The organism is Bradyrhizobium sp. WBAH42 (assembly GCF_024585265.1).
Classification (GTDB): Bacteria; Pseudomonadota; Alphaproteobacteria; order Rhizobiales; family Xanthobacteraceae; genus Bradyrhizobium.
In genome coordinates this window covers 4596070-4622303 of the sequence record NZ_CP036533.1, presented here as the reverse complement: position 1 = coordinate 4622303, position 26234 = coordinate 4596070, and the positions used below count along the sequence as shown (strand labels likewise).

Here is a 26234-nt window from a genome sequence, read left to right as displayed (position 1 = left end):
GGCGCGCCCCGGAATGACAGAGAGGGTCACACCGTTGTTACGCGGGACTTAGGTGCTATGCGCCGATCCGCAATGGTCGGCGGCGGACGGCGGTGATAAGCCGCAACTCCGCCCCTCCTTCAGCTTTCTTTAATTTCATGGTCGACAAGCAACGCGTCATTCCGCTGATCGTGGCCACGGCTCTGTTCATGGAGAACATGGATTCGACCGTGATCGCCACCTCGCTGCCGGCGATCGCGGCCGACATCGGCACCAGCCCGCTGACGCTGAAGCTCGCGATCACATCTTACCTGCTGTCGCTCGCGGTGTTCATCCCGGCGAGCGGCTGGACCGCCGACCGGTTCGGCGCGCGGATGGTATTCGCGATCGCGGTCGGCGTGTTCATGGTCGGCTCGGTCGGCTGCGCGCTCTCGACCTCGGTCACCGATTTCGTGTTCGCGCGCATTCTGCAAGGCATGGGCGGGGCGATGATGACGCCGGTCGGACGCCTCGTGCTGCTGCGCTCGGTCGACAAGAGCGCGCTGGTCAACGCCATGGCCTGGGTGACGGTCCCTGCCCTGATCGGCCCCGTGATCGGCCCGCCGCTCGGCGGCTTCATCACCACCTATGCGTCCTGGCACTGGATCTTCCTGATCAACATCCCGATCGGCCTGCTCGGCATCTTCATGGCGCTGCGCTTCATCGATCCCATCAAGAGCGAGGCGCAGGAGCCGTTCGATCTCTACGGCATGGTGCTCGCCGGCATCGGCCTTGCCGGGATCGCCTTTGGCCTTTCAGTCGCCGGGCTCAACCTGCTGCCCTGGAGCACGGTGGCCGCGCTGATCGTGGGCGGTGCGATCTCGATGACGCTCTACGTCATCCACGCGCGGCGGACCGGATCGCCGGTGCTGGACTTCTCGCTCCTGAGGCTGCCGACGCTGCGCGCAGCCGTGTTCGGCGGCTTCCTGTTCCGGCTCGGCATCGGCGCGCTGCCGTTCCTGCTGCCGCTCCTGATGCAGATCGGCTTCGGCCTGTCGCCGTTCCATTCCGGCCTCGTCACCTTTGCTTCCTCGCTCGGGGCCATGGGCATGAAGACGCTGGCGGCGCGGATCATCCGCACCTTCGGCTTCCGCAACCTCATGACGGTGAACGCGATCGTCAGCGCGTTCTTCCTCGCCGTCTGCGCGCTGTTCACGGTGACGACGCCGCTGCTCATCATCATGGTCATCCTGGTGGTCGGCGGCTTCTTCCGCTCGCTGGAGTTCACCGCGATCAACACGGTCGCCTATGCCGACGTCGAAACCGCGCAGATGAGCCGGGCCACCACGCTCGTCAGCGTCAACCAGCAGCTCGCGGTCTCCGCCGGCGTCGCCGTCGGCGCGGCCTGCGTGGAAACGACGATGTGGTTCCACCATATCAGCGAGATCGACGCCACCGTGTTCGCGCCCGCCTTCGTCGTGGTGGCGCTGACCTCGGCGGCCTCGAGCTGGTTCTTCTGGCAGATGCCCGCGGATGCCGGCCACGAGATCTCCGGTCGCAAGGCCGTGGAGATCGCCAGCCGCAAGGGCGCGGGCAAGGGTGCGGAGAAGGCGGCGGTCAAGGCAGCGTCCGAGGATACGCAGGACGTAAGGGATCAGCGGCTTGGGTGAATATCTCCTCGGTCATTCCGGGGCGATGCGCAGCATCGAACCCGGAATCCATCGCACCGCGGAACGTGTTGAGAAATGGATTCCGGGCTCGCCTTTTCGAGGCGCCCCGGAATGACGGGGTGCGAGGCTACGCCGTTCCCCCGCCCCGAAATCCCGTCGCCAGCACGTAGCGCTCCGAGGAATCCTGCCGGCTCGCCGCGGGCTTCACATGACGCACCGTCGCGAAATCGCGCTTGAGCTGGGCGAGCAGATCGGCATCGGCGCCGCTCTGGAACGTCTTGGCCAGAAACGCGCCGCCGGGTTTGAGCACGTCGCAGGCAAACGCCGCGGCGGTCTCAACCAGGCCGACGATGCGCAGCTGGTCGGTCTTGCGGTGGCCGGTGGTGTTGGCGGCCATGTCGGACATCACAACGTCGGCCTTGCCGCCGAGCATCGCGGTGAGCTTCTCGGGCGCGTCGTTGTCCATGAAGTCGAGCTGCGCGAAATCGACGCCGGGAATCTCCGGCATCTCCAACAGATCGATGGCGACGACCTTGCCCTTGCCTTCCGTCGAGCCGACGCGCTTGGCCGCGATCTGGCTCCAGCCACCGGGTGCCGCGCCGAGATCGACCACGGCCATGCCCGGCTTCAAGAGCCGGAACTTGTCGTCCATCTCCAAGAGCTTGAACGCGGCACGCGAGCGATAGCCCGCAGCCTTGGCTTTCGCGACATAGGGATCGTTGAGCTGCCGCTCCAGCCACAGCTTCGACGACAATTTGCGCTTGCCGCCGGTCTTGACCTGGACGTGCAAGCGGCCGGTCGTGTCCTTGGCCATACTCACCAGCTCCTGAGCGCGCCGTCCTCGCGCATCATCTCGACCAGCATGCCTTCGCGTAAGCCCCGGTCGGCGACGCGCAGGCGCGGCAGCGGAAAGGCGCGGCGGATAGCATCGAGAATGGCGCAGCCGGCGAGCACGAGATCGGCACGCTCGACGCTGATGCAGCTGTTGTTCGCGCGCTCCTCGTAGCTCATGCCGAGCAGCTTGTTGATGGTCGCGGTGATGTCGGCATCGTTCATCCAGATGCTGTCGATGCGGCGTCGGTCATAGCGCGCCAGATTGAGATGGATCCCGGCCAGCGTCGTCACCGTGCCCGACGTGCCGAGCAGATGCATGTCGGCGAGATCGCGGCCGTGCTCTTCCGCAAACGGCGCGACGTGGCTTGCGACCTCCTGCTCCATCGCGGCGTAGATCTCCGGCGTGACGTCGCGTCCGCCGAACTGCTCGGCGAGCGTGACCACGCCATAGGGGATCGACATCCAGGCTTTTATGCGCGGCTCCGGGTTTTCCGGGTCGCGCTCGATCCGCACCAGCTCGGTCGAGCCGCCGCCGATGTCGAACAGGATCGCGCCGCGCCCCCTCGGGTCGACCAGCGGCGAGCAGCCGAGCACGGCGAGCGTGGCCTCGGTCTCGCGGTCGATCACCTCGAGCTCGATGCCCGTCTCGGCCGCAACGCGGCTGCGAAAACCTTCCGCGTTCGAAGCCGCGCGGCAGGCTTCGGTCGCGATCAGCCGCAGCCGCCGCGCCTTCCGTAAGTTGATCTTGTCCCGGCAGATGCTGAGCGCGGCGATGGCACGCTCGATCGCGGCGTCGCTGATGCAACCTGTCGCCGAGACGCCCTCCCCGAGCCGGATGATGCGCGAGAAGGAATCGACCACGCGAAAGCCGTCCTGGGTCGGACAGGCGATCAGCAGCCTGCAATTGTTGGTGCCGAGGTCCAGCGCCGCATAGACGCCGGTTCCCGGCGCTTGCGCGCCGACGGCCGGATCGGTGGCCAACGCCACCGCCGCCATCGACCCATTCAGCTCACCGTGCGGCCCATGTTGGCTAACATGGCCGTCGCGGAGCCGCGTGTGGTCATTCATACAAAGTGTCTTTCCGCGGCCGGTCGGGCCGGTCTGGAATTGATTATTCGCCTGAAACATTAGCAGCGCGGCAGGCCTGCGCAACAACGCATCACATGGGACCATGCCCAATCGTGCGTTGTCGTGAACGGGGGTGGTGGGTTATCTCAAGGGAGTCCGGTGCTCCGCTGCCGCGAAAATGCGCAAATGCCGGCTTTTCAGGTCAATTCCATGCAAGAACACACCAAATCGTCCACGCTCGAGAACGCTATTGCACTGCAAAAATATGGTGTCGGGCAACCGGTCCGCCGCAAGGAGGACGACACCCTGGTGCGCGGCAAGGGCCGCTACACCGACGATTTCAACCTGCCCGGCCAGGCCTATGCCGTGGTCGTCCGCTCGACCCATGCCCATGGCATCATCCGCGGCATTGGCCTCGATGCCGCCAAGGCGATGCCGGGCGTGCTCGGGGTGTGGACCGGGAAAGATCTCGATGCCGCCGGTTACGGCCCCTTCACCTGCGGCCTGCCGCTGAAGAGCCGTGACGGCTCGCCCCTGCTCCAGACCAACCGCCAGCCGCTGGCGACCGACAAGGTCCGCTTCGTCGGCGATCCCGTCGCCTTCGTGGTGGCGGAGACGCTGGCGCAGGCGCGCGACGCGGCCGAAGCGGTCGAGCTCGACATCGAGCCGCTGCCGGCGGTGACCGATCCCGAAGAAGCCGCCAAGCCCGGCGCGCCGCAGCTCTATGACCACATCCCGAACAACGTCGCGCTCGACTACCACTATGGCGACATGGACAAGGTCAACGCGGCCTTCGCCAGCGCCGCTCATGTGACCAGGCTCGACATCGAGAACACCCGCGTCGCCGTGGTCTCGATGGAGCCGCGCGTGGGGCTTGCCTCCTACGACAAGAAGACCGAGCGTTACACGCTTCAGGTGCCGACCCAGGGCGTTGCCGGCAACCGCGCCAACCTCGCCAAGAACCTGAAGGTGCCGAACGAGAAGGTGCGCATTCTCACCGCCAATGTCGGCGGCTCCTTCGGCATGAAGAACATCAACTATCCCGAATATATGTGCATCCTGTATGCGGCGAAGGCGCTGGAACGGCCGGTGAAGTGGCTGGACGAGCGCTCCACCAGCTTCCTCTCCGACAGCCATGGCCGCGCGCAGAAGATCCATGCCGAGCTCGCGCTCGATGCAGAGGGCCACTTCCTCGCGGCAAAGCTGTCCGGCTACGGCAATCTCGGCGCCTACATCACCGGCGTCGCGCCGGGCCCGCTTTCGCTCAACACCGGCAAGAACTTCTCCAGCGTCTATCGCACGCCGCTGATGGCGGTCGACATCAAGACGGTGCTCACCAACACCACGCTGATGGGCGCCTATCGCGGTGCCGGCCGGCCCGAGGCGAACTATTACATGGAGCGCCTGATCGACCGCGCCGCCGACGAGATGGGCATCAACCGGCTGACCTTGCGCAAGCGCAACTTCATCAAGCCGAACCAGATCCCGTTCGCGGCCTCCTCCGGCGTCACCTATGACAGCGGCGACTTCCAGGCCGTTTTCAACAAGGCGCTCGAAATCTCGGACCACGAGAACTTCGCCAAGCGCAAGAAGGAGAGCAAGAAGGCCGGCAAGCTCCGCGGCATCGCGGTCGGCTCCTATCTCGAGGTCACGGCGCCGCCGAGCCCCGAGCTCGGCAAGATCGTGTTCGATGCTGACGGCACCGTGCAGCTCATCACCGGCACGCTCGATTACGGCCAGGGCCATGCCACGCCGTTCGCGCAGGTGCTGTCCGAGCAGCTCGGCGTCCCCTTCGAGAGCGTGAAGCTCGTGCAGGGCGACAGCGATATCGTCCACACCGGCAACGGCACCGGCGGCTCGCGCTCGATCACTGCGACCGGCCAAGCCATCGTGGGGGCCGCAAAGCTCGTCATCGAGAAGGGCAAGCGCGCCGCCGCGCATATGCTGGAAGCGTCCGAGGCCGATATCGAGTTTGCTGACGGCAGCTTTACGATCGCCGGCACCGATCGCAGCATCGACATCATGGAGCTCGCGAAGAAGCTGCATGACGGCAAGGTGCCGGAGGGCGTGCCTGATACGCTCGACGTCGATCACACCAGCGAACCGGTCGCCTCGGCGTTCCCGAACGGCTGCCACGTCGCCGAGGTCGAGATCGACCCGGACACCGGCGTGGTGCAGATCGTGCGCTACAGCGCGGTCAACGATTTCGGCACGGTGATCAACCCGATGCTGGTCGCGGGCCAGCTCCATGGCGGCGTGGTCCAGGGCATCGGCCAGGCGCTGATGGAGCACATCCGCTACGACGAGAGCGGCCAGCCGATCACGGGCTCGCTGATGGACTACGCCCTGCCGCGTGCCGAGGACGTCCCCAACATGACGGTCGGCGATCATCCGGTGCCCGCCACCACCAATCCGCTCGGCAGCAAGGGCTGCGGCGAAGCAGGCTGCGCCGGCAGTCTCTCGACGGTGGTGAACGCGGTGCTCGATGCGCTGTCGGATTACGGCATCAAGCACATCGACATGCCGCTGACCCCGGAGCGGGTGTGGCGCGCGATCCAGGAGGCGAAGGCCAAGGCGGCGTAAGGGGCTCTATCGCAGAAGGTCATTCGCCGCGTCCACACGCACAGCTGTCATCGCCCGACTTGATCGGGCGATCCAGTACTCCGAGGCAATCGTGATTCACGGATGGGCCGCGGCGTACTGGATGCCCCGGTCAAGCCGGGGCATGACACCGCGTTTGTGGTGACAGGCTTGCCTCCGCTACGCCGCCGCCTGCTCGCGCGGCTGGTAGATTGCGGTGTGCAGGCAGTGGGCGAGCGGCATCGTGCCGTTGGCGACGACGAGCGCGTCGAGCTCGACGAAGCGGTGGCCCTTCTTCTCGTAGTTCGCGGTGACCTTGCCCCGCGCCGTGATCTCGTCACCGGCGCGCGCGGCGGACAGCAGCTGCATGCGGCTGCCGACGTGGATCCAGGGGCCCAGAATGGTGTTGTCGACGAGGACGCGGTTCATGACCCGCTGGATCAGGCCGGGATGGCCGAGGCTCTCGCGCGCGAAGATCGGATCCTTCTCCCTGACATCCGTGAGATAGTCGGCCGCGTCCTGCCCGGCCCAGCGGCGCGGCGTCGTGCCCAGCCACTTGCCCAGCTCGAACGTCGCAGGACTGACCGGCTTGCGCTCGGCGACAGCGGGGACTTCGACATAGTCGCTCAATGCTACCACTGGCGCCTCCGCCGGCAGCGACGCCGTTCCGGTCGCGCAGAGCTCGGTGCGGCTGAACACCTCGATGGTCAGCAGGCCGTTGTGCTCGGTCGCGTCGACGTCGGCAGTCTTGCCGTCATAGACCGGCTTGATGAAGCGCGCCTCGACCAGCCCACGGGAAAGGAAATCGCGGCCCCAGCGCGCGATCGGCACGTGCATCATGTAAGCGAAGACGTCGACGCCCGGGACCAGCCCGCCTTCAAAGCCGAAGCGGCGCGCGACATTGTCGTCGTGCATCTTGTTTTCGGATTGCTTGGCGGTGTTGTAGGCCTCGACGCGGTAGGTTTCGAGCCGGTTCGGCATGGCTTGGCTTTCCCATATTCTTATTGTTTCAGGAGCGATGGTAGGGCCTGAGGAACCAGGGTCAATCCCCTCGCCTTTGCGGCCCGAATGGGGTACCACGCGCGGAATGACCGACACCCCCACCCGCATCTATGTCGACGCCGACGCCTGCCCTGTGAAGGACGAGATCTACCGCGTTGCGATCCGGCACGGCGTGCCCGTCAGCGTGGTCGCGGGCAATTTCATCCGCGTGCCGCAGGATCCCCTGATCGAGCGCATTGCCGCAGGTAGCGGCATGGATGCGGCCGACGACTGGATCGCCGAGCGCGCCAGGCCTGGCGATGTGGTCGTGACCTCGGACATCCCGCTGGCGAGCCGCTGTGTGAAGGCGGGCGCCGACGTAATCGCACCGAACGGAAAGCCGTTCACCGAAGAGTCGATCGGGATGACGCTGGCGGTGCGCAATCTGATGACGGATCTGCGCTCGGCCGGCGAAGTCACCGGCGGCCCGCGCTCGTTCGCGCCGCGCGACCGCTCGGCCTTCCTGTCCGCGCTCGACCAGACGCTGCGGCGGATCGCGCGGCGTCGCACTGATGCGGCCGCAACGAGTCAGGGCTGACGATGGCGCCGCCGCTGATCCAACTCAGAGACATCCGGCTGACCTTCGGCGGCACGCCGCTGCTGTCAGGGGTCGAGCTCAATGTCGCGCCATCCGAACGGGTCTGCCTGATCGGCCGCAACGGCTCCGGCAAGTCGACGCTGCTGAAGATCGCGGCCGGCCTGGTCGAGCCCGACGCCGGCACGCGCTTCGTGCAGCCGGGCGCAACGGTGCGCTACCTGCCGCAGGAGCCTGACTTCGGCGCGCACAAGACCACGCTCGCCTATGTCGAATCCGGGCTCGCGCCCGGCGACGACCAGCACCAGGCGCGTTATCTCCTGGAGCAGCTCGGCCTCACCGGCGAGGAGAACCCGCACAATCTCTCGGGCGGCGAGGCGCGCCGCGCGGCATTGGCCTTTGTGCTGGCGCCCTCGCCCGACATTCTGCTGCTGGACGAGCCGACCAACCATCTCGATCTCGCCACCATCGAATGGCTGGAACAGGAGCTCGACAACCGCCGCAGTGCGCTCGTCATCATCAGCCATGACCGCCGCTTCCTCACCAATCTGTCGCGCTCCACCGCCTGGCTCGACCGCGGCAGGATCAAGCAGATCGACCGCGGCTTTGCCTCGTTCGAGAGCTGGCGCGACGAGGTGCTTGCCGAGGAAGAGCGCGATCAGCACAAGCTCGATCGCAAGATCGTCGACGAGGAGCACTGGCTGCGCCACGGTGTCTCCGGCCGCCGCAAGCGCAACGTCAAGCGGCTCGCCAATCTGCACGCCCTGCGCGACCAGCGCCGCAATTATCGCGGCACGGCCGGCACCGCCAGTCTCGCCGCGGCCGAGGCCGAGCAGTCCGGCAAGCTGGTGATCGAGGCGAAGGGCATCACCAAAGCCTATGGCGAGCGCAAGATCGTCGAGAATTTTTCCACGCGCATCCAGCGGGGCGACCGGCTCGGCATCATCGGCCCGAACGGCGCCGGCAAGACCACCCTGGTCAATCTGCTCACCGGCGGCGGGCAACCCGATTCCGGCATCGTACGGCTGGGTGCCAATCTGGAGACGGCCACGCTCGATCAGCACCGCGAAAGCCTCGATCCCAAATCGACGCTGGCAGAAGCCCTCACCGGCGGCCGCGGCGATCAGATCATGGTCGGCGGCAAGCCGAAGCACGTCGTCGGCTACATGAAAGACTTCCTGTTCGCCCAGGAGCAGCGGGGCACTCCGGTGGAGGTACTCTCCGGCGGCGAGCGCGGCCGCCTGATGCTGGCGCGGGCGCTCGCAAAACCGTCGAACCTGCTGGTGCTGGACGAGCCGACCAACGATCTCGATCTCGAAACGCTCGATGTGCTCGAGGAGATGCTCGGCGACTACGAGGGCACGGTGATCCTGATCAGCCACGACCGCGATTTCCTCGACCGCGTCGTCACGTCCGTGATCGCGCCCGAGGGCAACGGCAAATGGATCGAATATGCCGGCGGCTACAGCGACATGCTGGCGCAGCGCGGCGCAGACCTCAAGCGCGAGACGGCGAAGGCGCAAGCGCCAGTGGAGAAGAAAGAGGAGCGCGCCGCTGCTCCGGCCGCGTCGGCGCCCAAGCGGAAGCTGAGCTTCAACGAGAAGCACGCGCTGGAAACGCTGCCGAAGAAGATGGAAACGTTGCACGCCGATATTGCAAAATTGCAGCGCGTGCTGGACGATCCTAATCTCTATGCGAAGGATCGCAAAAAATTCGACGACACCTCGGCCGCCATCGCCAAGGCCCATGAAGAACTGTCCGCCGCCGAAGAGCGCTGGCTCGAACTCGAAATGCTCCGTGAAGAGATTGAACAGGCATAACTTATGACAACAACTCTCGCCGCAAAAATCGCCCGCGAATATGGCACGCCCTGCGCCGTCATCGACATGGACAGGGTCGAGCGCAACATCACGCGGATCCAGAAGGCCTGCGACGATGCCGGCATCGCCAATCGTCCGCACATCAAGACGCACAAGAACCCGACGATTGCCAAAATGCAGGTCGCCGCCGGCGCCAAGGGCATTACCTGCCAGAAGCTGGGCGAAGCCGAGATCATGGCCAATGCCGGCATTGACGACATCCTGATCAGCTACAATCTGCTGGGCGAGGAGAAGATGGCGCGGCTCGGCGCGCTGCAGGCGAAGGCGAACATGACGGTCGCCGCCGACAACTCGACCGTCGTCGCGGGCCTGCCCAAGGCCGCCGCGGTGTCCGGCCGTCCGCTCTCGGTCGTGGTCGAGTGCGACACGGGCCGCAAGCGTGCGGGTGTCGAGACGCCAGCTGAAGCGATCGCCCTGGCACGAGAGATCGCGGACTCCAAGGGCCTCGAGTTCGCCGGCTTCATGCTGTACCCGACCGAGACCGGCTGGGCTGAGGCGCAGAAATTCTACGACGAGGCGCTGGCCGGCGTGCGCGCGCACGGGCTGGACGCCAAGATCGTCTCGACCGGCGGCACCCCGAACCTCGTCAACATCGGCAAGCTCAAGGGCGGCACCGAGCACCGCTTCGGCACCTACATCTACAACGATCGCATGCAGGTCGCCGCGGGTTCGGCGACCTGGGACGATTGCGCGCTGCACATCTATTCGACAGTGGTGAGCCGCGCCGCGCCCGAGCGCGGTATTTTGGACGCCGGCTCGAAGACGCTGACCACGGATACCGGCGGGCTCGACGGTCACGGCCTGATCCTGGAGCATCCCGAGGCGAAGATCGCCAAGTTCGCCGAGGAGCACGGCTTCCTCGATCTCTCCCGCAGCAACACAAGGCCGAATGTCGGCGACGTCGTCCGCATCGTGCCGAACCACGTCTGCGTCGTCGTCAACATGATGGACGAGGTCGTAATGGTCCGCGGCGAGGAGATCATCGGCACGCTGCCGGTCGCGGCGCGGGGGAAGCTGCGGTAGGGTTCGCGCCGTTCCCACGGCCGTCATTGCGAGGAGCTCTTGCGACGAAGCAATCCAGACTACGTCCGAGGAGGGATTCTGGATTGCTTCCCTGCGCTCGCAATGACGGTGGTTAGCGACTGAGCCACTCCAGCACACCCCTGCCCGCCGCGGCCCCCGTCGCAAACGAAGCCTGCAGCAGATACCCGCCGGTCGGTGCTTCCCAATCGAGCATCTCGCCGGCGGCGAACACTCCGGGCAGCTTACGCAGCATGAAGTGTGCGTCGAGCTCGTCGAGGGTGATCCCGCCCGCCGTCGAGATCGCCCGATCGATCGGAGCCACGCCGGTGAGCTGAAGCGCAATGGCGTTGACCAGCTGCGCCAGCTCGGCCGGCGAGAACGCGGCCAGCGGCCGGCCAGAGGCGATGGCCGCTTCCTGCATCAGGCCGATGCCGGCCGGCGACAATTGCGCGGCCTTGCGCAGGAAGTTCGCCAGCGATTGCTTGCCGCGCACGCCCGACAGCCGCGTGGTCAGCGCCGCGGCGTCGAGGTCGGGCCGCAACGCGATCATCAGCGTCGCCTGCCCGAGACTCAGCACCGCCTCGCGCAGCTCTGACGAGAGCGCATAGATCGCGCCGCCTTCGATTCCGCTGCGGGTGATCATGGCTTCTCCGCGCACCGTGTGTGCGCCGATCGTCAGCGCCACGCCCTTGAGCGGCTGGCCCTCGAAACGGTCGCGGAACACTTTGGACCAGGCGACCGTGAAGCCGGAATTGGCGGGCCGCAGCTTCGAGACGGCAACGCCTCTTGCGGTGAGGATCTCGACCCAGCTTCCATCCGATCCGAGCCGCGGCCAGCTTGCGCCGCCAAGGGCGAGCAGCGTGGCGTTCGCTTCGATGGCGGAGATACCTTTCGGCGTCTGAAAGATCAGCCGTCCCTCGCCGTCCCAGCCGATCCAGCGATGGCGAAAAGCAAAGCCGACACCGCCGGCATCGAGCCGCCGCAGCCAGGCGCGCAGCAAGGGCGAAGCCTTGAAGGCCTTTGGAAACACGCGTCCGCTACTGCCGACGAAGGTCGGCTCGCCCAGCGCTTCGCACCAGGCCCGGAGCGCATCGGGTGAAAACGCGTCGATCGCCGCTTGCAGCTTCGGTGCGGCCTCGCGGTAGCGCGCCGTGAACTGCGGCAGCGGTTCGCTGTGGGTGAGATTGAGCCCACCGCGGCCCGCCATCAGGAACTTGCGCCCCGCAGACGGCATCGCGTCGTAGATCGTGACGCGCGCGCCGGCCAACGCCAGCACTTCCGCCGCCATCAGCCCGGCGGGACCGGCCCCGATGACGGCGACGGCTCTCAGAGCTTGATCCCCGCCCGCGCCGTGGCCTGCGCGACGTATTTCTGCGTCTGCTCGAACGCGCCCTGCAGGGCCCTGGCCTTCGACATGTCGCTGATCTCGGCGAAATGCGCGGCGATCGCATCCGGCGTCCACTCGCTCTCCGGCAGGTTGATGCCTTCGCTCTCCAAAATCTTGATCACCGCAAACGAGCCGGCACCGGCGCCCATGATGGTGCGGGTCGGGGCGTCCTCGCTCAGCATGTACTCGACCGCGGGCGTGATCGCGTTCGGCTTCATCAGCTGCAACGCCTGCGGCGGCAGCAGCTCTTCGGTCATGCGCGTCGCCGCCGTCGGCGAGATGATGTTGACGCGGATGTCGTTCTTGCGGCCTTCCTCGGCCAGCACGTTCATCAGGCCGACCATGCCCGATTTCGCCGCGCCGTAATTGGCCTGGCCGAAATTGCCGTAGAGGCCGGAGGACGACGTCGTCAGCACGATGCGGCCGTAATTGCGGTCGCGCATGCCGGCCCAGGCCGCCTTGCAGCAATAGAAGGTGCCGACGAGATGCACGTCGAGTACCTTCTGGAAATCGGCGGCTTCCATCTTGCCGAACGACTTGTCGCGCAGGATGCCGGCATTGGCACACATCAGATCGACGCTGCCCCACTCCTTTGTGGCGCGCTCGACCATGGCGGTGACCTGCTCGAAGTTCGAGACATCAGCGCCGTCGGCCATCGCGGTGCCGCCCGCTTTGCGGATCTCCTCGACCACGGCTTCGGCCGGCGACAGCGAGCCGCCGGTGCCGTCGCGCGCGCCGCCGAAATCGTTGACCACGACCTTGGCGCCGCGGCTCGCCAGCCCCAGCGCATGCGCGCGTCCGAGACCATTGCCCGCGCCGGTGACGATGGCGACGCGTCCGTCGAACCTGATTGCCATGAGTGCGTTTCCTTTCTTCCTTCTCCCCTTGCGGGAGAAGGTGGCGCGCAACGCGCGCCGGATGAGGGGTATCTCTCGGCAGCCGAGTTCGTGGAGAGATACCCCTCACCCGGCTTCGCGTTCCGCGAAGCCACCCTCTCCCGCAGGGGGAGAGGGTGCACCGAGCGTGAATTATGCAGCTTTTGAGCAGCGATGGGTTGCCGGGTCAAGGCCGGCAACGGCGGCACGGGCCTATTCGAAATAGATCAGGCCGAGCCACTCGGCGACCAGTGCCGGCTTGTCCTCGCCCTCGATCTCCACCGTGACGTTGGTGCGGGACTGCAATTCGTTCGGCTTGCGGAGCTTGGCTTCCGCCAGCACGAAGCGGCCGCGCACGCGCTTGCCTGACCGCACCGGCGAGATGAAGCGCAGCTTGTCGAAGCCGTAATTCACGCCCATCGTGGTGCCGGCGATGACAGGCATCACCTCGTATGACATGATCGACAGCAGCGACATCGTGAGAAAGCCGTGCGCGATGGTGGTGCCGAAGGCGGTCTCCTTCTTCGCGCGTTCCGGATCGACGTGGATGAACTGGCGATCCTCGATCACGTCGGCATAGGTGTCGATGCGGGGCTGATCGATCAGATGCCATGACGACACGCCGATCTCCTTGCCGACCATGGCCTGATAGGCTTCGAGCGTTACAGGCGGCTTCTTCCAGACTTCGTTCACTTAGGTCTCACTCCGTGTCTTCGCCAGCTCCGGAAAATCCTCCTCACGGAATTCCCGGCCGCGCAAGGGATCGCTCCGATCATCGTCGCGTTCGAGCCGTCGTAGCTGGACGCGGCGGATCTTTCCAGAGATCGTCTTCGGGAGTTCGGTGACGATTTCGAGGCGGCGGATGCGCTTGAACGGCGCCAGACGCGCGTGCAGGTGCTTGAAGATGGAGAGCGCGGTTTCCGGCGTCCGCTCCGCGCCCGCGGTCAGCAGCACGAAGGCCTTGGGGATCGCAAGCCGGATCGGGTCCGGGCTCGGCACCACCGCAGCTTCCGCGACGAGTTCGTGCTCGAGCAGGACGCTCTCGAGCTCGAACGGGCTGATGCGGTAGTCCGAGGATTTGAACACGTCGTCGGAGCGCCCGACGAAGGTGAGATAGCCGTCCTCATCCGCAAACACGACGTCGCCGCTGCGATAGAGCGCGCCTTCGGCGCCGGACAATCTGCCGTCGTCGCCCTGATAGCCCTGCATCAGGCCCGCGGGGCGGTCGGCGTCCAGCACCAACGTCACCTCGCCCTCCTTTGCGGGATTGCCGTCGGCATCGCTGATCTGCACGCGATAGCCCGGCAGCGGACGGCCCATCGAGCCGATCTTGATGGGCTGCCCCGGCGAGTTGCCGGCGAGCGCGGTGGTCTCGGTCTGGCCGTAGCCGTCGCGGATGGTGAGGCCCCAGGCGGCCTGCACCTGGTCGATCACTTCAGGGTTGAGCGGCTCGCCGGCGCCGCAGACCTCGCGAAGCGCCACCCTGAACGAGGCCAGGTTCTCCTGGATGAACAGCCGCCACACCGTCGGCGGCGCGCACAGCGTGGTGACGCCGCAGCGGCCGATGGTGGCGAGCAGCGCTTTGGCGTCGAAGCGCGGCTGGTTGACCACGAACACGGTCGCACCGGCATTCCACGGCGCGAAGAAGCAGCTCCAGGCATGCTTGGCCCAGCCGGGCGAAGAGATGTTGAGATGGACGTCGCCGGGCTTCAGCCCGATCCAGTACATCGTCGAGAGATGGCCGACGGGATAGCTGCGCTGGCTGTGCCGGACGAGCTTTGGTTTTGCTGTCGTACCCGAGGTGAAATAGAGCAGCATCGGGTCGTCGGCATGGGTCGGACCATCAGGCGCAAAACTTTCGGAAGCCTTGGCCGCCTCGTCAAATGCAAGCCAACCGTCGGAGTCCGCGCCGACGACGATGCGGACGACATTCTCCGCGCCCAAGCTCGCGAACTTTGCGACCTGGTCCTGCGCCGCGATCACCGCCCTCGCCTTGCCGCGATCGAGCCGGTCGCGCATCTCGTCGGCGGTCAGCAGCGTCGTGGCGGGAATGACGACCACGCCGAGCTTCATCGCGGCGAGCATCGTCTCCCACAGCGGTACCACATTGCCGAGCAGCAGCAGGAGATGATCGCCGCGCTTCAAACCCTGCGCGCGAAGGAAGTTCGCGACCTGGTTGGAGCGACGCGACAGCGCCGCGAAAGACAGCTTTGTCTGCTTGTCCTGCGCGGCGTCGACGATCCAGAGCGCCGGCCGATCCTTGGATTCCGCCTTTGCCGCCAGCTCAGCGTCGAACCAGTCGAGCGCCCAGTTGAAAGGGACCGGATCGGGCCAGCGGAAACCCTTGACCGCCGCCTCGTAATCCGTGCGGTGTTGCAGAAGGAACGCGCGTGCTTCCTGGAATGTGGTCATCAAGCTTTCCCGGCCAAACTCCTAACGTGCTTGATAATTCCGGAAAAATCCACCCCGCCCTGGCCGGCTGCGTCGAAAGACTGATAGATCTCCTGCGCATGCTTGCCGAGCGGCGTCGCCGCGCCCGCAGCTTTCGCCGCATCCTGCGCCAGGGTGAGGTCCTTCACCATCAGCGCCGAGGCAAAGCCCGGCTTGTAATCGTTGTTGGCCGGCGAGGTCGGCACCGGGCCGGGCACCGGGCAATAGGTCGTCAGCGACCAGCACTGGCCGGACGAGGTCGAGGCGACGTCGAACAGCGCCTGATGCGAGAGCCCGAGCTTCTCACCGAGCGCAAGGGCTTCGCTCACCGCGATCATGGAAATGCCGAGGATCATGTTGTTGCAGATTTTCGCGGCCTGGCCCGCACCGGCCCCGCCGCAATGCACGATCTTCTTGCCCATGTTCTCGAGCACGGGCTTTGCCGCGGCAAATGCCTTCTCCTCGCCGCCGCACATGAAGGTGAGCGTTGCGCCCTTGGCGCCGCCGGTGCCGCCGGAGACCGGCGCATCGACCGAGAGCACGCCGTGCTTGGCGGCGAGCGCATGCGCGGCCCGCGCGCTTTCGACGTCGATGGTGGAGCTGTCGATGATCAGCGTCCCCTTGGTCATGACAGGCACGACCTCGTTCCAGACGACGAGCACGTGCTTGCCCGCGGGAAGCATGGTGACCACGACATCGGCGCCCTTCACCGCAGCGGGCGCGCTGTCGGCAATGCTGGCGCCATCGGCCTTGGCCTGATTGCGCGAGGCTTCGACGAGATCGAACGCCACCACCTTGTGGCCGGCCTTGACGAGGTTGGCCGCCATCGGGCCGCCCATGTTGCCGAGACCGATGAATGCGATCGTGGCCATTGTCGTTTCCTCCGCTGTCGCGTTGTTAATTGAACTTCAATTCGTCCGCGCCGATCTCGGCGAGATAGGGCGCCAGCATCTCCGGCGTCACATCCTCGATTGCTGGCGGCGACCAGGTCGGGTTGCGGTCCTTGTCGATCACGGCGGCGCGCACGCCTTCGCGAAAATCATCGCTCCGAAACACTTCCAGTGCGGCGCGGTATTCGCGCACCAGGCACTCTTCCAGGCTCGATCCGCGCGCAAGCCGCAGCAGTTTGAGCGTCACCACCATGCCACGCGGTGATTTTTCGTTCAGCATCTTCAGCGTGGCCAGCGCGAACTCGGAACCATCGCGCTTCAGCGCAGCGAAAATGTCCTCCATGCGGTCGAAGCCGAACAACGCATCGATGATCGGCTCCCTGGCGGCGACCGGCCCCGCAGTCTCGCCCGTCGCAAAGCCGCTGATGAGCTTGCCGACATCGTCAGCGGTCGCACCAAGGCGCAGCTTGGTCAGCGCCTCGCGCAGCTCCGGCAATCTCGCCACCGGCACGACCCAATCGGCAAACTTCGCATGGATCGCGTCAGGCCCGTTCATGGTCTGGCCGGTCAGCCCGAAATAGGTGCCGATCTCGCCCGGCGCATGCGACAGCAGATAGGTGCCGCCGACATCGGGGAAGAAGCCGAGGCCGACTTCGGGCATCGCGAGCTTGGTGCGATCGGTGACGACGCGGTGGCTGGCATGCGCGGAAAGCCCGACGCCGCCGCCCATGACAATGCCGTCCATGAAGGCGACATAGGGTTTTGGAAACTTCTTGATTCGGGCATTGAGGATATACTCCTCCCGCCACAGGATCTTGCCGAGATCGCCACCAGCCTTCGAGCTTTCCCAGAGCGTGCGGATGTCGCCGCCGGCGCAGAGGCCGCGCTCGCCGGCGCCTTCAAGCAGGATCACGGCAACGGCAGGATCAGCCTCGAAGCGGTCGAGCGCCTTGTCGATGTCGCGAAACATCTCCAGCGTGACGGCGTTGATCGCCTTGGGGCGGTTGAGCCTGATGATGCCGGCGGCGCCCTCGACGCGGGCGACGAGATCGCCCTCTTCTGCTGCCGTCATCGCGCGCCCTCGATCAATTTGCGCGCCACGATGAGCCGCATGATTTCATTGGTGCCTTCGAGGATCTGGTGCACACGTAAGTCGCGCACGATCTTCTCGATGCCGTACTCGCTGAGGTAACCGTAGCCGCCGTGAAGCTGCAGCGCATGGTTGGCGACCTCAAAGCCGACATCGGTGCCGAAGCGTTTCGCCATGGCGCATAGCATGGTGGCGTCAGCGTCCTTGCGGTCGAGCGCCGCCGCAGCACGCCACAGGAAGGTGCGCGCGGCCTCGAGCTCGATCGCCATGTCGGCAAGACGGAATTGCAGCGCCTGGAATTCGTCCAGCCGCTTTCCGAACGCCTTGCGATCCTTCATGTAGGCGCGTGCCTTATCGAGCGCGGCCTGCGCGCCGCCGAGCGAGCACGCCGTAATGTTGAGACGGCCGCCGTCGAGGCCGGCCATCGCGATCTTGAACCCTGTGCCCTCCTCGCTCAGGCGGTTGGAAACCGGCACGCGGGCGTTCTCGAATATCACCGCCCTAGTCGGCTGCGCGTTCCAGCCCATCTTGCGCTCATTGGCGCCGAAGGAGACGCCGGGTGTCTTGCCGTCGATGACGAGGGTCGAGATGCCGCCCGGTCCGTCGCCGCCGGTACGCACCATCGCGACCAGAACGTCGGTGCCGCCGGCGCCGGAGATGAACTGCTTCTGGCCGTTGAGGACGTAATGATCGCCGTCGCGTACCGCGCGGGTGCGCAGCGCTGCCGCGTCCGAGCCGGCGCCCGGCTCGGTCAGGCAGTAGCTCGCGATCAGCTCCATGGTGCAGAGCTTTGGCAGCCATTGATGGCGCTGGGTGTCGCTGCCGAAGGCATCGATCATCCAGCTCGCCATGTTGTGGATGGAGATGAAGGCCGAGGTGGTCGGGCAGCCCGTCGCCAGCGCCTCGAAGATCAGCGCCGCGTCGAACCGCGTCATGGCGGAGCCGCCGACATCCTCGCGGATGTAGATGCCGCCCATGCCGAGCGTAGCCGCCTCGCGCATCACGTCGACGGGGAAATGCTTTTCCTCGTCCCAGCGTAGCGCATGCGGCGCGATCTTCTCCGCCGCAAACGCCAGCGCCATGTCGCGAAGGACGATCTGATCCTCGTTCAGAGCGAATTGCATGCAGGCTGCTCACTGTTTCTCGTCATTGCGAGGAGCGAAGCGACGAAGCAATCCAGTGTGTCCAAGGAGAAAGTCTGGATTGCTTCGCTGCGCTCGCAATGACGGGCTGGGCTACAGCCTTACTTCATCAGCGGGATCGAGAACTCCGCACCCTCCTTGACGCCGGACGGCCAGCGCGAGGTCACCGTCTTGGTCTTGGTGTAGAAGCGGACCGAATCCGGACCGTGCTGGTTGAGATCGCCGAAGCCCGACTTCTTCCAGCCGCCGAAGGTGTAATAGGCGATCGGCACCGGGATCGGCACGTTGATGCCGACCATGCCGACATTGACCTTGGCCGCGAAGTCGCGCGCGGCATCGCCGTCGCGGGTGAAGATGGCAACGCCGTTGCCGTAGTCGTGGTCGGACGGCAGCGCCAGCGCTTCCTTGTAGTCATGCGCGCGCACTACCGAGAGCACCGGGCCGAAGATCTCTTCCTTGTAGATCCGCATGTCCTTGGTGACGTTGTCGAACAGCGAACCGCCGAGATAGAAACCCTTCTCGTAGCCCTGCATCTTGAAGCCGCGGCCGTCGACGGCGAGGGTCGCACCTTCCTTGAGGCCGATGTCGATGTAGCCCTTGACCTTCTCGACCGCCTCGCGCGTGACGAGTGGGCCGTAATCGGCCGACGGATCGATCGAGGTGCCGATCTTCAAGGACTCGACGCGCGGGATCAGCTTTTCCATCAGGCGGTCGGCGGTGGATTTGCCGACGGGCACCGCGACGGAGACGGCCATGCAGCGCTCGCCGGCCGAGCCGTAGCCCGCGCCGATCAGCGCGTCGACGGCCTGGTCCATGTCGGCGTCGGGCATGATGATGGCGTGGTTCTTGGCGCCGCCGAAGCACTGGCAGCGCTTGCCGGTCTGGGCCGCGCGCTCATAGATGTATTGCGCGATCGGCGTGGAGCCGACGAAGCCGACGGCCTTGATATCGGGATCGTCGAGGATGGCGTCGACCGCTTCCTTGTCACCATTGACGACATTGAGGATGCCGGCCGGCAGGCCCGCCTCGATCATCAGCTCGGCGAGCAGCATCGGCACGCCGGGATCGCGCTCCGACGGCTTCAGGATGAAGGCGTTGCCGCAGGCGATCGCGGGGGCGAACTTCCACATCGGGATCATCGCCGGGAAGTTGAACGGCGTGATGCCGGCAACGACGCCGAGCGGCTGGCGCATCGAATAGATGTCGATGCCGGGACCGGCGCCTTCGGTGTATTCGCCCTTCATCAGATGCGGAATGCCGCAGGCGAATTCCGCGACTTCGAGGCCGCGCTGAATGTCGCCCTTGGCGTCCGGCACGGTCTTGCCATGCTCACGCGCCAGCAGCTCGGCGAGCTTGTCGTAGTCGCGCTGCACCAGCTCGACGAACTTCGACATGACGCGGGCGCGGCGCTGCGGGTTGGTCGCGGCCCATTCCGGCTGCGCGGCGCGCGCGTTCTCGACGGCGGCGCGAACCTCGGCCTTGGACGCCAGCGCGACCTTGGCCTGTACGTCGCCGGTCATCGGCTCGAAGACGTCGGCAGTGCGACCCGAGGTGCCCTTAACTTCCTTGCCACCGATGAAATGTCCGACTGAACGCATGGAATGATCTCCTTGAGGTCGAGCTTGAACGCTTTGACAAATCCTATCGACCTGCATTTATTGGGATTCAAGTCTGAGATAATGCACCATAGATGTGCGAAAATGCTGGATCAAGGTACCATCGACTGGGACGACTTTCGCTTCGTGCTGGCCATCGTGCGGGGCGGCTCGGTGTCGGCTGCGGCAAAACAGCTGGGGGTCGACCATGCCACGGTGATCCGCCGCGTCGACCGGCTGGAGAAGCACCTCTCGGCCAAGCTGTTTGACCGGCGCAAGACCGGCTACCTTCTCACCGAGGCCGGCCAACGCGTCGCCGACAGCGCCGAAGCCATGGAATCCACCATCGTCGCCAACCAGGAGCAGGTCGGTGGCTCGGTCGCGCGGCTGACCGGAACGGTGCGGATCGGCGCACCCGACGGGTTCGGCACTGCCTTCCTGGCGCCGCGGCTGGCGCCGTTCGCGGACCGCTATCCCGATCTGGATCTGCAACTTGTGGCAACCGCGCGGCTGTTCAGCCTCTCCAAGCGCGAGGCCGATATCGCCATCAGCCTGACCATGCCGAAGGAAGGTCGCATCGTCGGGCGCAAGCTGCTCGACTACCGCCTTGGACTCTATGCGGCCCCCGCCTATCTCGACCGCTTCCCAAAAATCGCCTCGCGGCAGGACCTGACGCAGCACCGCTTCGTCGGCTATATCGAGGAACTCTTGTTCACGCCGGAGCTCGATTATCTGCCGCAGGTGTCGCCGCGGATCTCGGCGCGCTTTCGCAGCGCCAATCTGATCGCGCAGCTCAACGCCACGCTCTCAGGCTTCGGCATCGCCGTCCTGCCCCACTTCATGGCGAGCGATTATCCGCAGCTGGTGGCCGTGCTGCCGGAGGAGATTTCGATCACGCGCACATTCTGGATGCTGATGCACGCCGACAGCAAGGACCTGGCGCGGATCAGGGCCGTGGCGGATTACATTTCGGAGATTGTCGAGCGCGAGCGGGCGTTGTTTGCAGGGCGGTAGCACCGCTGCCGTAGGGTGGGTTAGCCGAAGGCGTAACCCACCTCTTCTGTCTCCGCGGACAGACACAGTGGTGGGTTACGCCAGGCGAATGCGCTTCGCGCAATCGCATGGCTAACCCACCCTACGGCACCTCGCCTAGTTCTGCTTCGCCTTCTTCGCCGCCGCCCCCTTCGGCTCACGCTTCGCTCCCTCGAGCGCGTGGTCCCGACCCGCCTTCAGCACCTCGTCGGACAATTCGCTCGAGCCGGCAATGCGCGCCAGCAGCATGGTACCGGCCATCGTCGCCAGCGTCGCGATCGCCTGCTTGCGGGCTGCCTTGCGCGGCGCGTTCGGAATGTAGTCGGTCATCAGCTCGATCATCTCGTCGAGCTTGCCGGCGAAGGCCTTTCTGGTCTTCGGGCTCTCACGAGCGATCTCGGCGCCGAGCGAAGGGATCGAACAGCCGTGGCCGGGATTGTCGCGGTGCAGCGCCGAGAGATAGGCCTCGGCGATCAGCGCCAGCCGCTTCTCCGGCGAGGCCTCGCCGGTGAGCTTGCGCCAGTGTTCCATCGAACGGTCCATGGCGTAGGCAAAGGCTTCGATCACCAGCGCCTCACGGGAGTCGAAATGCGCGTAAAAGCCGCCGTGGGTCAGGCCCGCCTCCTTCATGAGGTCGGCGACGCCGATGCCATGGGCACCCTTCTCCCGCAGCCGCACCGAGGCCTTCTTCACGATGCGGTCGTGGGTTTCCTGCTTGTGTTCCCGGGAATAGCGCATGCGGAGCTCATTGGATGTCGGAGATCATCTCATAACACGCAAATGACGAAATGGGTGCATTAATTCATGTTAAGTTGCGTCCGATCATGGAGAACGTTGCAGTTGCGTGCACCGCGAGGGCCCCCTTGCCGTCCCGGACGAAGCCTTCGGTATAGCTGGTCTGGCGCCCGAGCTTGATGATCTTGCCCTCGGCCGAGATCAGCCCCGAGCGAACCGATAGCGGGCGCAGATAGGTCAGCTTCAGATCGAGGGTCACCGAGCTTTGTCCGGCCTCGAGTCGGGTCGAGATGGCACATCCCATGGCCGTATCGAGCAGCGCCGCGGCGGTCGCACCATGCAGAAGACCGATGGTGTTTTCGAGATCCTGGCGCGGCTCCAGTTCCATGACGATCCGGCCCGGCTCGACCACGGCCATGATGAACCCGATCAGCTTTGCGAAGGGCGGCGGCGGCAGCCGGCCGTCACGGATGCCCAGCATGGCCTCCATGCCCGACAGACCCATGGCCACCTTGGCGACCGGCGCAGGCACCTGCCAGTCCACCACGCGTTCGCGCCGCTGCGTGGGCGAAAACAGGTCGAGTCGATCATTACCGGTCATGGCAGCCTCTTTAGATGATCTGCATCATACTATGCCACGGACTTCACGCTGGCAACTCCGCTGCCCTGCCCGCTTGACAAGCCGGGGGTTTCGGCCCGGAAGTGATCCCGACCGGCGCACCTTGCGCATGTCCACGAAACCTCGAGACTCCACGATGGAAATGCTCAACAACCACTGCGGCGTGACGCGCGATGCGCGCGGCGTCGTTCACGTCGCCATCTGCAACGCCGGCCCGCTCAACATTCTCGGCTCGCCGGTGACCGACGCCGTGCGCGAAGGCCTGCAGCAGCTAAGCTCCGACCGCAGCATCCGCGTCGTGGTGCTGCGCGGCCAGAGCGAGAAGAGCCTGATCGGCGGGGCCGACATCAAGGAGATGGCCGGGCTCGACCAGAGATCCGCGGAAGCCTTCATCAGCCGCCTGCGCGATCTCTGCGAGGCGGTGCGCCAGTTCCCGGCTCCGGTCATCGCACGCATGCCGGGGTGGTGCCTCGGCGGCGGGCTCGAAGTGGCAGCGGCCTGCGACTTCCGCATCGCCGCGCACGACGCCCATTTCGGCATGCCCGAGGTGCGCGTCGGCATCCCCTCGGTGATTCACGCCGCGCTGTTGCCGCGCCTGATCGGCTGGGCCCGCGCGCGCTGGCTGGTGATGACGGCGGAGAACATAGATGCAGCCACTGCGCTCGCCTGGGGGCTGATCGACAAGGTCGCGCCGGAGGGCGGGCTGGATGCGGAGATCGAGCACCTGGTGAAGGCCTTGCTCGAATGCGGCGCCGAGGCGCTGCGGTCGCAGAAGGCGCTGCTGCGGCAGTGGGAAGAGCTGCCTCTGACCGAGTCGGTGAATTTGAGCGTGAAAGTGTTCGGCGAGTCGTTCCTGACGGATGAGCCAACGCGGTTGATGGGCGCGTTTGTGAACCGGAAGCGGTAAACGCTTCGATACCGGTGTCATGCCCCGCGAAGGCGGGGCATCCAGTACGCCGCGCCTTCTCGGTTCTAACCGCGTCGTCTGTGGAATACTGGATCACCCGCCTTCGCGGGTGATGACAGTGTACGGTCGATTGACACCTTCCCGATCGAACGACCAAATCTCATCCGGCCCACGACATTTTCTCATCCCTGCCGCGGTTGCATTTTTTGCGCCGCATCATATGATGATCGTCATCTTACCTATCATCGCCAGGGAGCCCATCATGGCCGAAGCCGCCGATCCCGTCGTCATCGTCTCCGCCGCACGTACCCCGCTCGGCCGCTTCATGGGCGAATTGTCGCCGCTCCCCGCGCACCAGCTCGGCTCACACGTGATCGGTGCGGCGCTGGAGCGCGCCAAGCTTGCGCCCGAGAAGGTCGACGAGGTCTTCATGGGCTGCGTGCTGCCGGCCGGTCAGGGCCAGGCGCCGGCGCGGCAGGCGGCGCGCAGCGCGGGTCTGCCTGACGCGACCGGTGCCACCACCGTCAACAAGGTCTGCGGCTCCGGCATGAAAGCGACCATGCTGGCGCACGACATCATCCGCGCCGGCTCGGCCGACATCGTCGTCTCCGGCGGCATGGAGAGCATGAGCAACGCGCCCTACCTGCTGGCCAAGGCGCGCGGCGGCTATCGCGTCGGCCATGACCGCATCATCGACCACATGATGATGGACGGCCTGGAGGACGCCTACGAGACCGGCCGGTCCATGGGCGATTTCGGCGAGGCCACGGCGGAGGCTTACCAGTTCACTCGCAAGGACCAGGACGCCTATGCGATCGAGACGCTGAGCCGCGCCCGCAAGGCCGTCGAGGGCGGCGCATTCAAGGCTGAGATCGCGCCGATCACGCTGACCGAAAAGGCCGGACCGCGCGTGATCGCCAACGACGAGCATCCGCTGAAGGTCGACCCCGCCAAGATCCCCGGATTGAAACCGGCATTCCGCGCCAACGGCACGATCACGCCGGCCGCCTCCTCCGCCAATGCCGACGGCGCCGCCGCGCTGGTTCTGACCAAGCGCTCGCTTGCAGATCGGGGCGGCCTGCCCGTTCTCGCCGAGATCAAGGGCCACGCCACCCACAGCCAGGAGCCGCAATGGTTCACCACGGCGCCGATCCCGGCGATCCGCAAGCTCCTGGACAAGGTCGGCTGGGCTGCCTCCGACGTCGACCTGTTCGAGATCAACGAGGCCTTCGCCGTGGTGGCGATGGCGGCGCAGCGCGATCTCGGCATTCCCCGCGAGAAGCTCAACATCAACGGCGGCGCCTGCGCTCTGGGCCACCCGATCGGCGCCACCGGGGCGCGGCTGATCGTGACGCTGCTGCATGCGCTGGAGGCCAACAACCTCAAGCGCGGTATCGCGGCGCTGTGCATTGGCGGCGGCGAAGCCACCGCAATCGCAGTCGAACGGTCAGCTCGCTGACCGCCAATGTCCGAAATTGAGGGAAGTCTGGCATTTTAGACTTTCCTTGTCTGTGCCAGATTGCAACGATGATGCGGGTCTCTCTGGGGCCCGCCAACCAAATTGAGGCCCGATGATCTCGAACTGGCTCGCGGCAGCACTGTCCCGCCGCAACATCCATTACGGCTGGGTGATGGTCGGCGTGACATTTCTCGCCGCGCTGATCAGCGCCGGCACGGTGGGCGCGCCCGGCGTGTTCATCGTGCCCCTGCAGAAGGAGTTCGGCTGGAGCACGGCGGAGATTTCCTCCGCGTTGTCGATCCGCTTCATCCTGTTCGGGCTGATGGCGCCGTTCGCGGCCGCCCTGCTCAACCGCTATGGCCTGCGCAACGTCACGCTGGCCGCTCAGCTGATCGTGGTCTCGGCGCTCGTGCTCTCGCTCGGCATGACCGAGGTCTGGCAGCTCATTGCTCTCTGGGGCGTGGTGATCGGGATCGGCACCGGCATGACGGCCTTGGTGCTCGGCGCGACCATCGCCACGCGCTGGTTCGCGGCAAGGCGCGGCCTCGTCGTCGGCATTGTGACCGCGAGCGTCGCCACCGGCCAGCTCGTGTTCCTGCCGCTGCTCGCAAGCCTCACCGAACGTTTCGGCTGGCGGCTCGCGCTCGGCTTCGTCTGTATCATGCTCGGCGTTTCCGCCCTGGCCGTGCTGCTCGCGATGCGCGACCGCCCCAGCGACGTCGGGCTGCGGCCGTTCGGCGACGAAGGCACCGAGCCGCTGCCCGCGCCGCCGCTCAGCCACGGCTCGATCACGGGCGTTGCGCTCGGCACGTTGCGCGACGCCTCGACATCGATGGCGTTCTGGATCCTGTTCGCGACCTTCTTCGTCTGCGGCGCCTCCACCAACGGCCTCGTGCAGGTGCACCTGATCCCGATGTGCCTCGATTTCGGCATCCCGCAGGTGCAGGCGGCGAGCCTGCTCGCCGCGATGGGCATCTTCGATTTCTTCGGCACGATCATGTCGGGCTGGCTGTCGGACCGCTACGACAACCGCTGGCTCCTGTTCTGGTACTACGGCCTGCGCGGGCTCTCGCTGATCTTCCTGCCGTTCAGCGATTTCTCGTTCTACGGCCTCTCGGTCTTCGCGATGTTCTATGGTCTCGACTGGATCGCAACGGTGCCGCCGACGGTGCGGCTCACTGCGCAAAAGTTCGGGCCCGAGCGCGCCAATCTGGTGTTCGGCTGGATCTTCGCCGGCCATCAGCTCGGCGCCGGCACCGCGGCGTTCGGCGCAGGCTTCTCGCGCACGGTCTACCAGAGCTACCTGCCCGCCTTCTTCATCGCCGGTGCGCTCTGCGTGTTCGCGGCCTTGATCGTGCTGGCGCTGTCGCGGCAGCCGAAACTGCAGCCGGCGACGGCCTGAAGCCGGCTGACGACCCGATCGTGATGGTGACGCCGGACCCGGCGGCGTCACCATCCGCAAGACGCGCTCGGCCACATTCCCG

Annotated in this window: 22 protein-coding genes; 9 read left to right on the top strand and 13 right to left on the bottom strand. The window is 65.8% G+C overall.

Translation table 11 applies throughout. The features are described 5' to 3' along the window. Positions 1 to 137: 137 nt before the first annotated feature. Positions 138 to 1628, top strand: coding sequence for an MFS transporter (locus tag DCG74_RS21360; protein ID WP_172786361.1), 1491 nt, complete (start codon positions 138 to 140; stop codon positions 1626 to 1628). A gap of 127 nt (positions 1629 to 1755) precedes the next feature. On the opposite strand, the gene DCG74_RS21355 is transcribed toward DCG74_RS21360, so the two are convergent. Further along, the gene (locus tag DCG74_RS21355; protein ID WP_172786360.1) at positions 1756 to 2442 is read right to left on the bottom strand and encodes an RlmE family RNA methyltransferase; all 687 of its coding nucleotides are present in this window, start codon (positions 2440 to 2442) and stop codon (positions 1756 to 1758) included. Positions 2443 to 2444: 2 nt separating this feature from the next. Next, positions 2445 to 3530 (bottom strand): Ppx/GppA phosphatase family protein, encoded by a 1086-nt coding sequence (locus DCG74_RS21350; protein ID WP_172786359.1) that lies wholly within the window; start codon positions 3528 to 3530, stop codon positions 2445 to 2447. Positions 3531 to 3740: 210 nt separating this feature from the next. Here DCG74_RS21350 and DCG74_RS21345 point away from each other — a divergent pair, with 210 nt between their 5' ends. Beyond that, a complete protein-coding gene (locus DCG74_RS21345) occupies positions 3741 to 6113 on the top strand; it encodes a xanthine dehydrogenase family protein molybdopterin-binding subunit (RefSeq protein ID WP_172786358.1) in 2373 nt (790 codons plus the stop codon). Positions 6114 to 6290: 177 nt separating this feature from the next. On the opposite strand, the gene DCG74_RS21340 is transcribed toward DCG74_RS21345, so the two are convergent. Then, positions 6291 to 7091 (bottom strand): hypothetical protein, encoded by an 801-nt coding sequence (locus DCG74_RS21340; protein ID WP_172786357.1) that lies wholly within the window; start codon positions 7089 to 7091, stop codon positions 6291 to 6293. 106 nt (positions 7092 to 7197) lie between these two features. On the opposite strand from DCG74_RS21340, the gene DCG74_RS21335 reads away from it, so the two are divergent. Genes DCG74_RS21335 through DCG74_RS21325 form a run of 3 tightly spaced genes read left to right on the top strand, consistent with a single transcriptional unit; the run spans position 7198 to position 10589 of the window. Continuing rightward, positions 7198 to 7689, top strand: coding sequence for a YaiI/YqxD family protein (locus DCG74_RS21335; protein ID WP_172786356.1), 492 nt, complete (start codon positions 7198 to 7200; stop codon positions 7687 to 7689). A 2-nt stretch (positions 7690 to 7691) separates the two neighbouring features. Next, complete coding sequence (locus tag DCG74_RS21330; RefSeq protein ID WP_172786355.1) at positions 7692 to 9506, top strand: ABC-F family ATP-binding cassette domain-containing protein; 1815 nt, start codon at positions 7692 to 7694, stop codon at positions 9504 to 9506. A gap of 3 nt (positions 9507 to 9509) precedes the next feature. Beyond that, entirely contained in the window at positions 9510 to 10589 is a 1080-nt protein-coding gene (locus DCG74_RS21325; protein ID WP_172786354.1) for a D-TA family PLP-dependent enzyme, read from the top strand. Between the two features lie 112 nt (positions 10590 to 10701). On the opposite strand, the gene DCG74_RS21320 is transcribed toward DCG74_RS21325, so the two are convergent. The 8 genes from DCG74_RS21320 to DCG74_RS21285 form a co-directional block, all read right to left on the bottom strand. Further along, positions 10702 to 11919, bottom strand: a complete 1218-nt coding sequence (locus DCG74_RS21320; RefSeq protein ID WP_172786510.1) for a TIGR03862 family flavoprotein — start codon at positions 11917 to 11919, stop codon at positions 10702 to 10704. Continuing rightward, positions 11916 to 12833 (bottom strand): SDR family NAD(P)-dependent oxidoreductase, encoded by a 918-nt coding sequence (locus tag DCG74_RS21315; protein ID WP_172786353.1) that lies wholly within the window; start codon positions 12831 to 12833, stop codon positions 11916 to 11918. Before DCG74_RS21315 ends, DCG74_RS21320 begins: the two co-directional genes overlap by 4 nt. A 231-nt stretch (positions 12834 to 13064) precedes the next feature. After that, entirely contained in the window at positions 13065 to 13544 is a 480-nt protein-coding gene (locus tag DCG74_RS21310) for a MaoC family dehydratase (protein WP_172786352.1), read from the bottom strand. Beyond that, a complete protein-coding gene (locus DCG74_RS21305; protein WP_172786351.1) occupies positions 13545 to 15263 on the bottom strand; it encodes an AMP-binding protein in 1719 nt (572 codons plus the stop codon). Continuing rightward, the gene (gene mmsB, locus DCG74_RS21300) at positions 15263 to 16153 is read right to left on the bottom strand and encodes a 3-hydroxyisobutyrate dehydrogenase (protein WP_172786350.1); all 891 of its coding nucleotides are present in this window, start codon (positions 16151 to 16153) and stop codon (positions 15263 to 15265) included. Before mmsB ends, DCG74_RS21305 begins: the two co-directional genes overlap by 1 nt. A 25-nt stretch (positions 16154 to 16178) precedes the next feature. Beyond that, positions 16179 to 17243 carry an enoyl-CoA hydratase/isomerase family protein gene (locus tag DCG74_RS21295; RefSeq protein ID WP_172786349.1) on the bottom strand — a complete coding sequence of 355 codons (1065 nt, stop codon included), beginning with the start codon at positions 17241 to 17243 and terminating at the stop codon, positions 16179 to 16181. Next, the gene (locus DCG74_RS21290; protein ID WP_172786348.1) at positions 17240 to 18385 is read right to left on the bottom strand and encodes an isobutyryl-CoA dehydrogenase; all 1146 of its coding nucleotides are present in this window, start codon (positions 18383 to 18385) and stop codon (positions 17240 to 17242) included. The genes DCG74_RS21295 and DCG74_RS21290 overlap by 4 nt, the downstream gene beginning before the upstream one ends. 119 nt (positions 18386 to 18504) lie before the next feature. Next, positions 18505 to 20001: a CoA-acylating methylmalonate-semialdehyde dehydrogenase gene (locus tag DCG74_RS21285; RefSeq protein ID WP_172786347.1), complete on the bottom strand. Its 1497-nt coding sequence runs from the start codon at positions 19999 to 20001 to the stop codon at positions 18505 to 18507. A gap of 102 nt (positions 20002 to 20103) precedes the next feature. On the opposite strand from DCG74_RS21285, the gene DCG74_RS21280 reads away from it, so the two are divergent. Continuing rightward, entirely contained in the window at positions 20104 to 21012 is a 909-nt protein-coding gene (locus DCG74_RS21280; RefSeq protein WP_172786346.1) for a LysR family transcriptional regulator, read from the top strand. A 135-nt stretch (positions 21013 to 21147) separates the two neighbouring features. Here the strand turns inward: DCG74_RS21280 and DCG74_RS21275 are convergent, their stop codons facing one another. Then, a complete protein-coding gene (locus DCG74_RS21275; RefSeq protein ID WP_172786345.1) occupies positions 21148 to 21768 on the bottom strand; it encodes a TetR/AcrR family transcriptional regulator in 621 nt (206 codons plus the stop codon). Positions 21769 to 21832: 64 nt separating this feature from the next. Next, positions 21833 to 22366, bottom strand: a complete 534-nt coding sequence (locus DCG74_RS21270; RefSeq protein WP_172786344.1) for a PaaI family thioesterase — start codon at positions 22364 to 22366, stop codon at positions 21833 to 21835. A 154-nt stretch (positions 22367 to 22520) separates the two neighbouring features. Here DCG74_RS21270 and DCG74_RS21265 point away from each other — a divergent pair, with 154 nt between their 5' ends. The 3 genes from DCG74_RS21265 to DCG74_RS21255 all read left to right on the top strand — a co-directional run bounded on the left by DCG74_RS21265 (position 22521) and on the right by DCG74_RS21255 (position 26152). Beyond that, complete coding sequence (locus tag DCG74_RS21265; RefSeq protein WP_172786343.1) at positions 22521 to 23291, top strand: enoyl-CoA hydratase; 771 nt, start codon at positions 22521 to 22523, stop codon at positions 23289 to 23291. 262 nt (positions 23292 to 23553) lie between these two features. Further along, a complete protein-coding gene (locus tag DCG74_RS21260) occupies positions 23554 to 24750 on the top strand; it encodes an acetyl-CoA C-acyltransferase (protein WP_172786342.1) in 1197 nt (398 codons plus the stop codon). Between the two features lie 112 nt (positions 24751 to 24862). Then, positions 24863 to 26152, top strand: a complete 1290-nt coding sequence (locus DCG74_RS21255) for an MFS transporter (protein WP_172786341.1) — start codon at positions 24863 to 24865, stop codon at positions 26150 to 26152. The last annotated feature ends 82 nt before the right edge of the window (positions 26153 to 26234 follow it).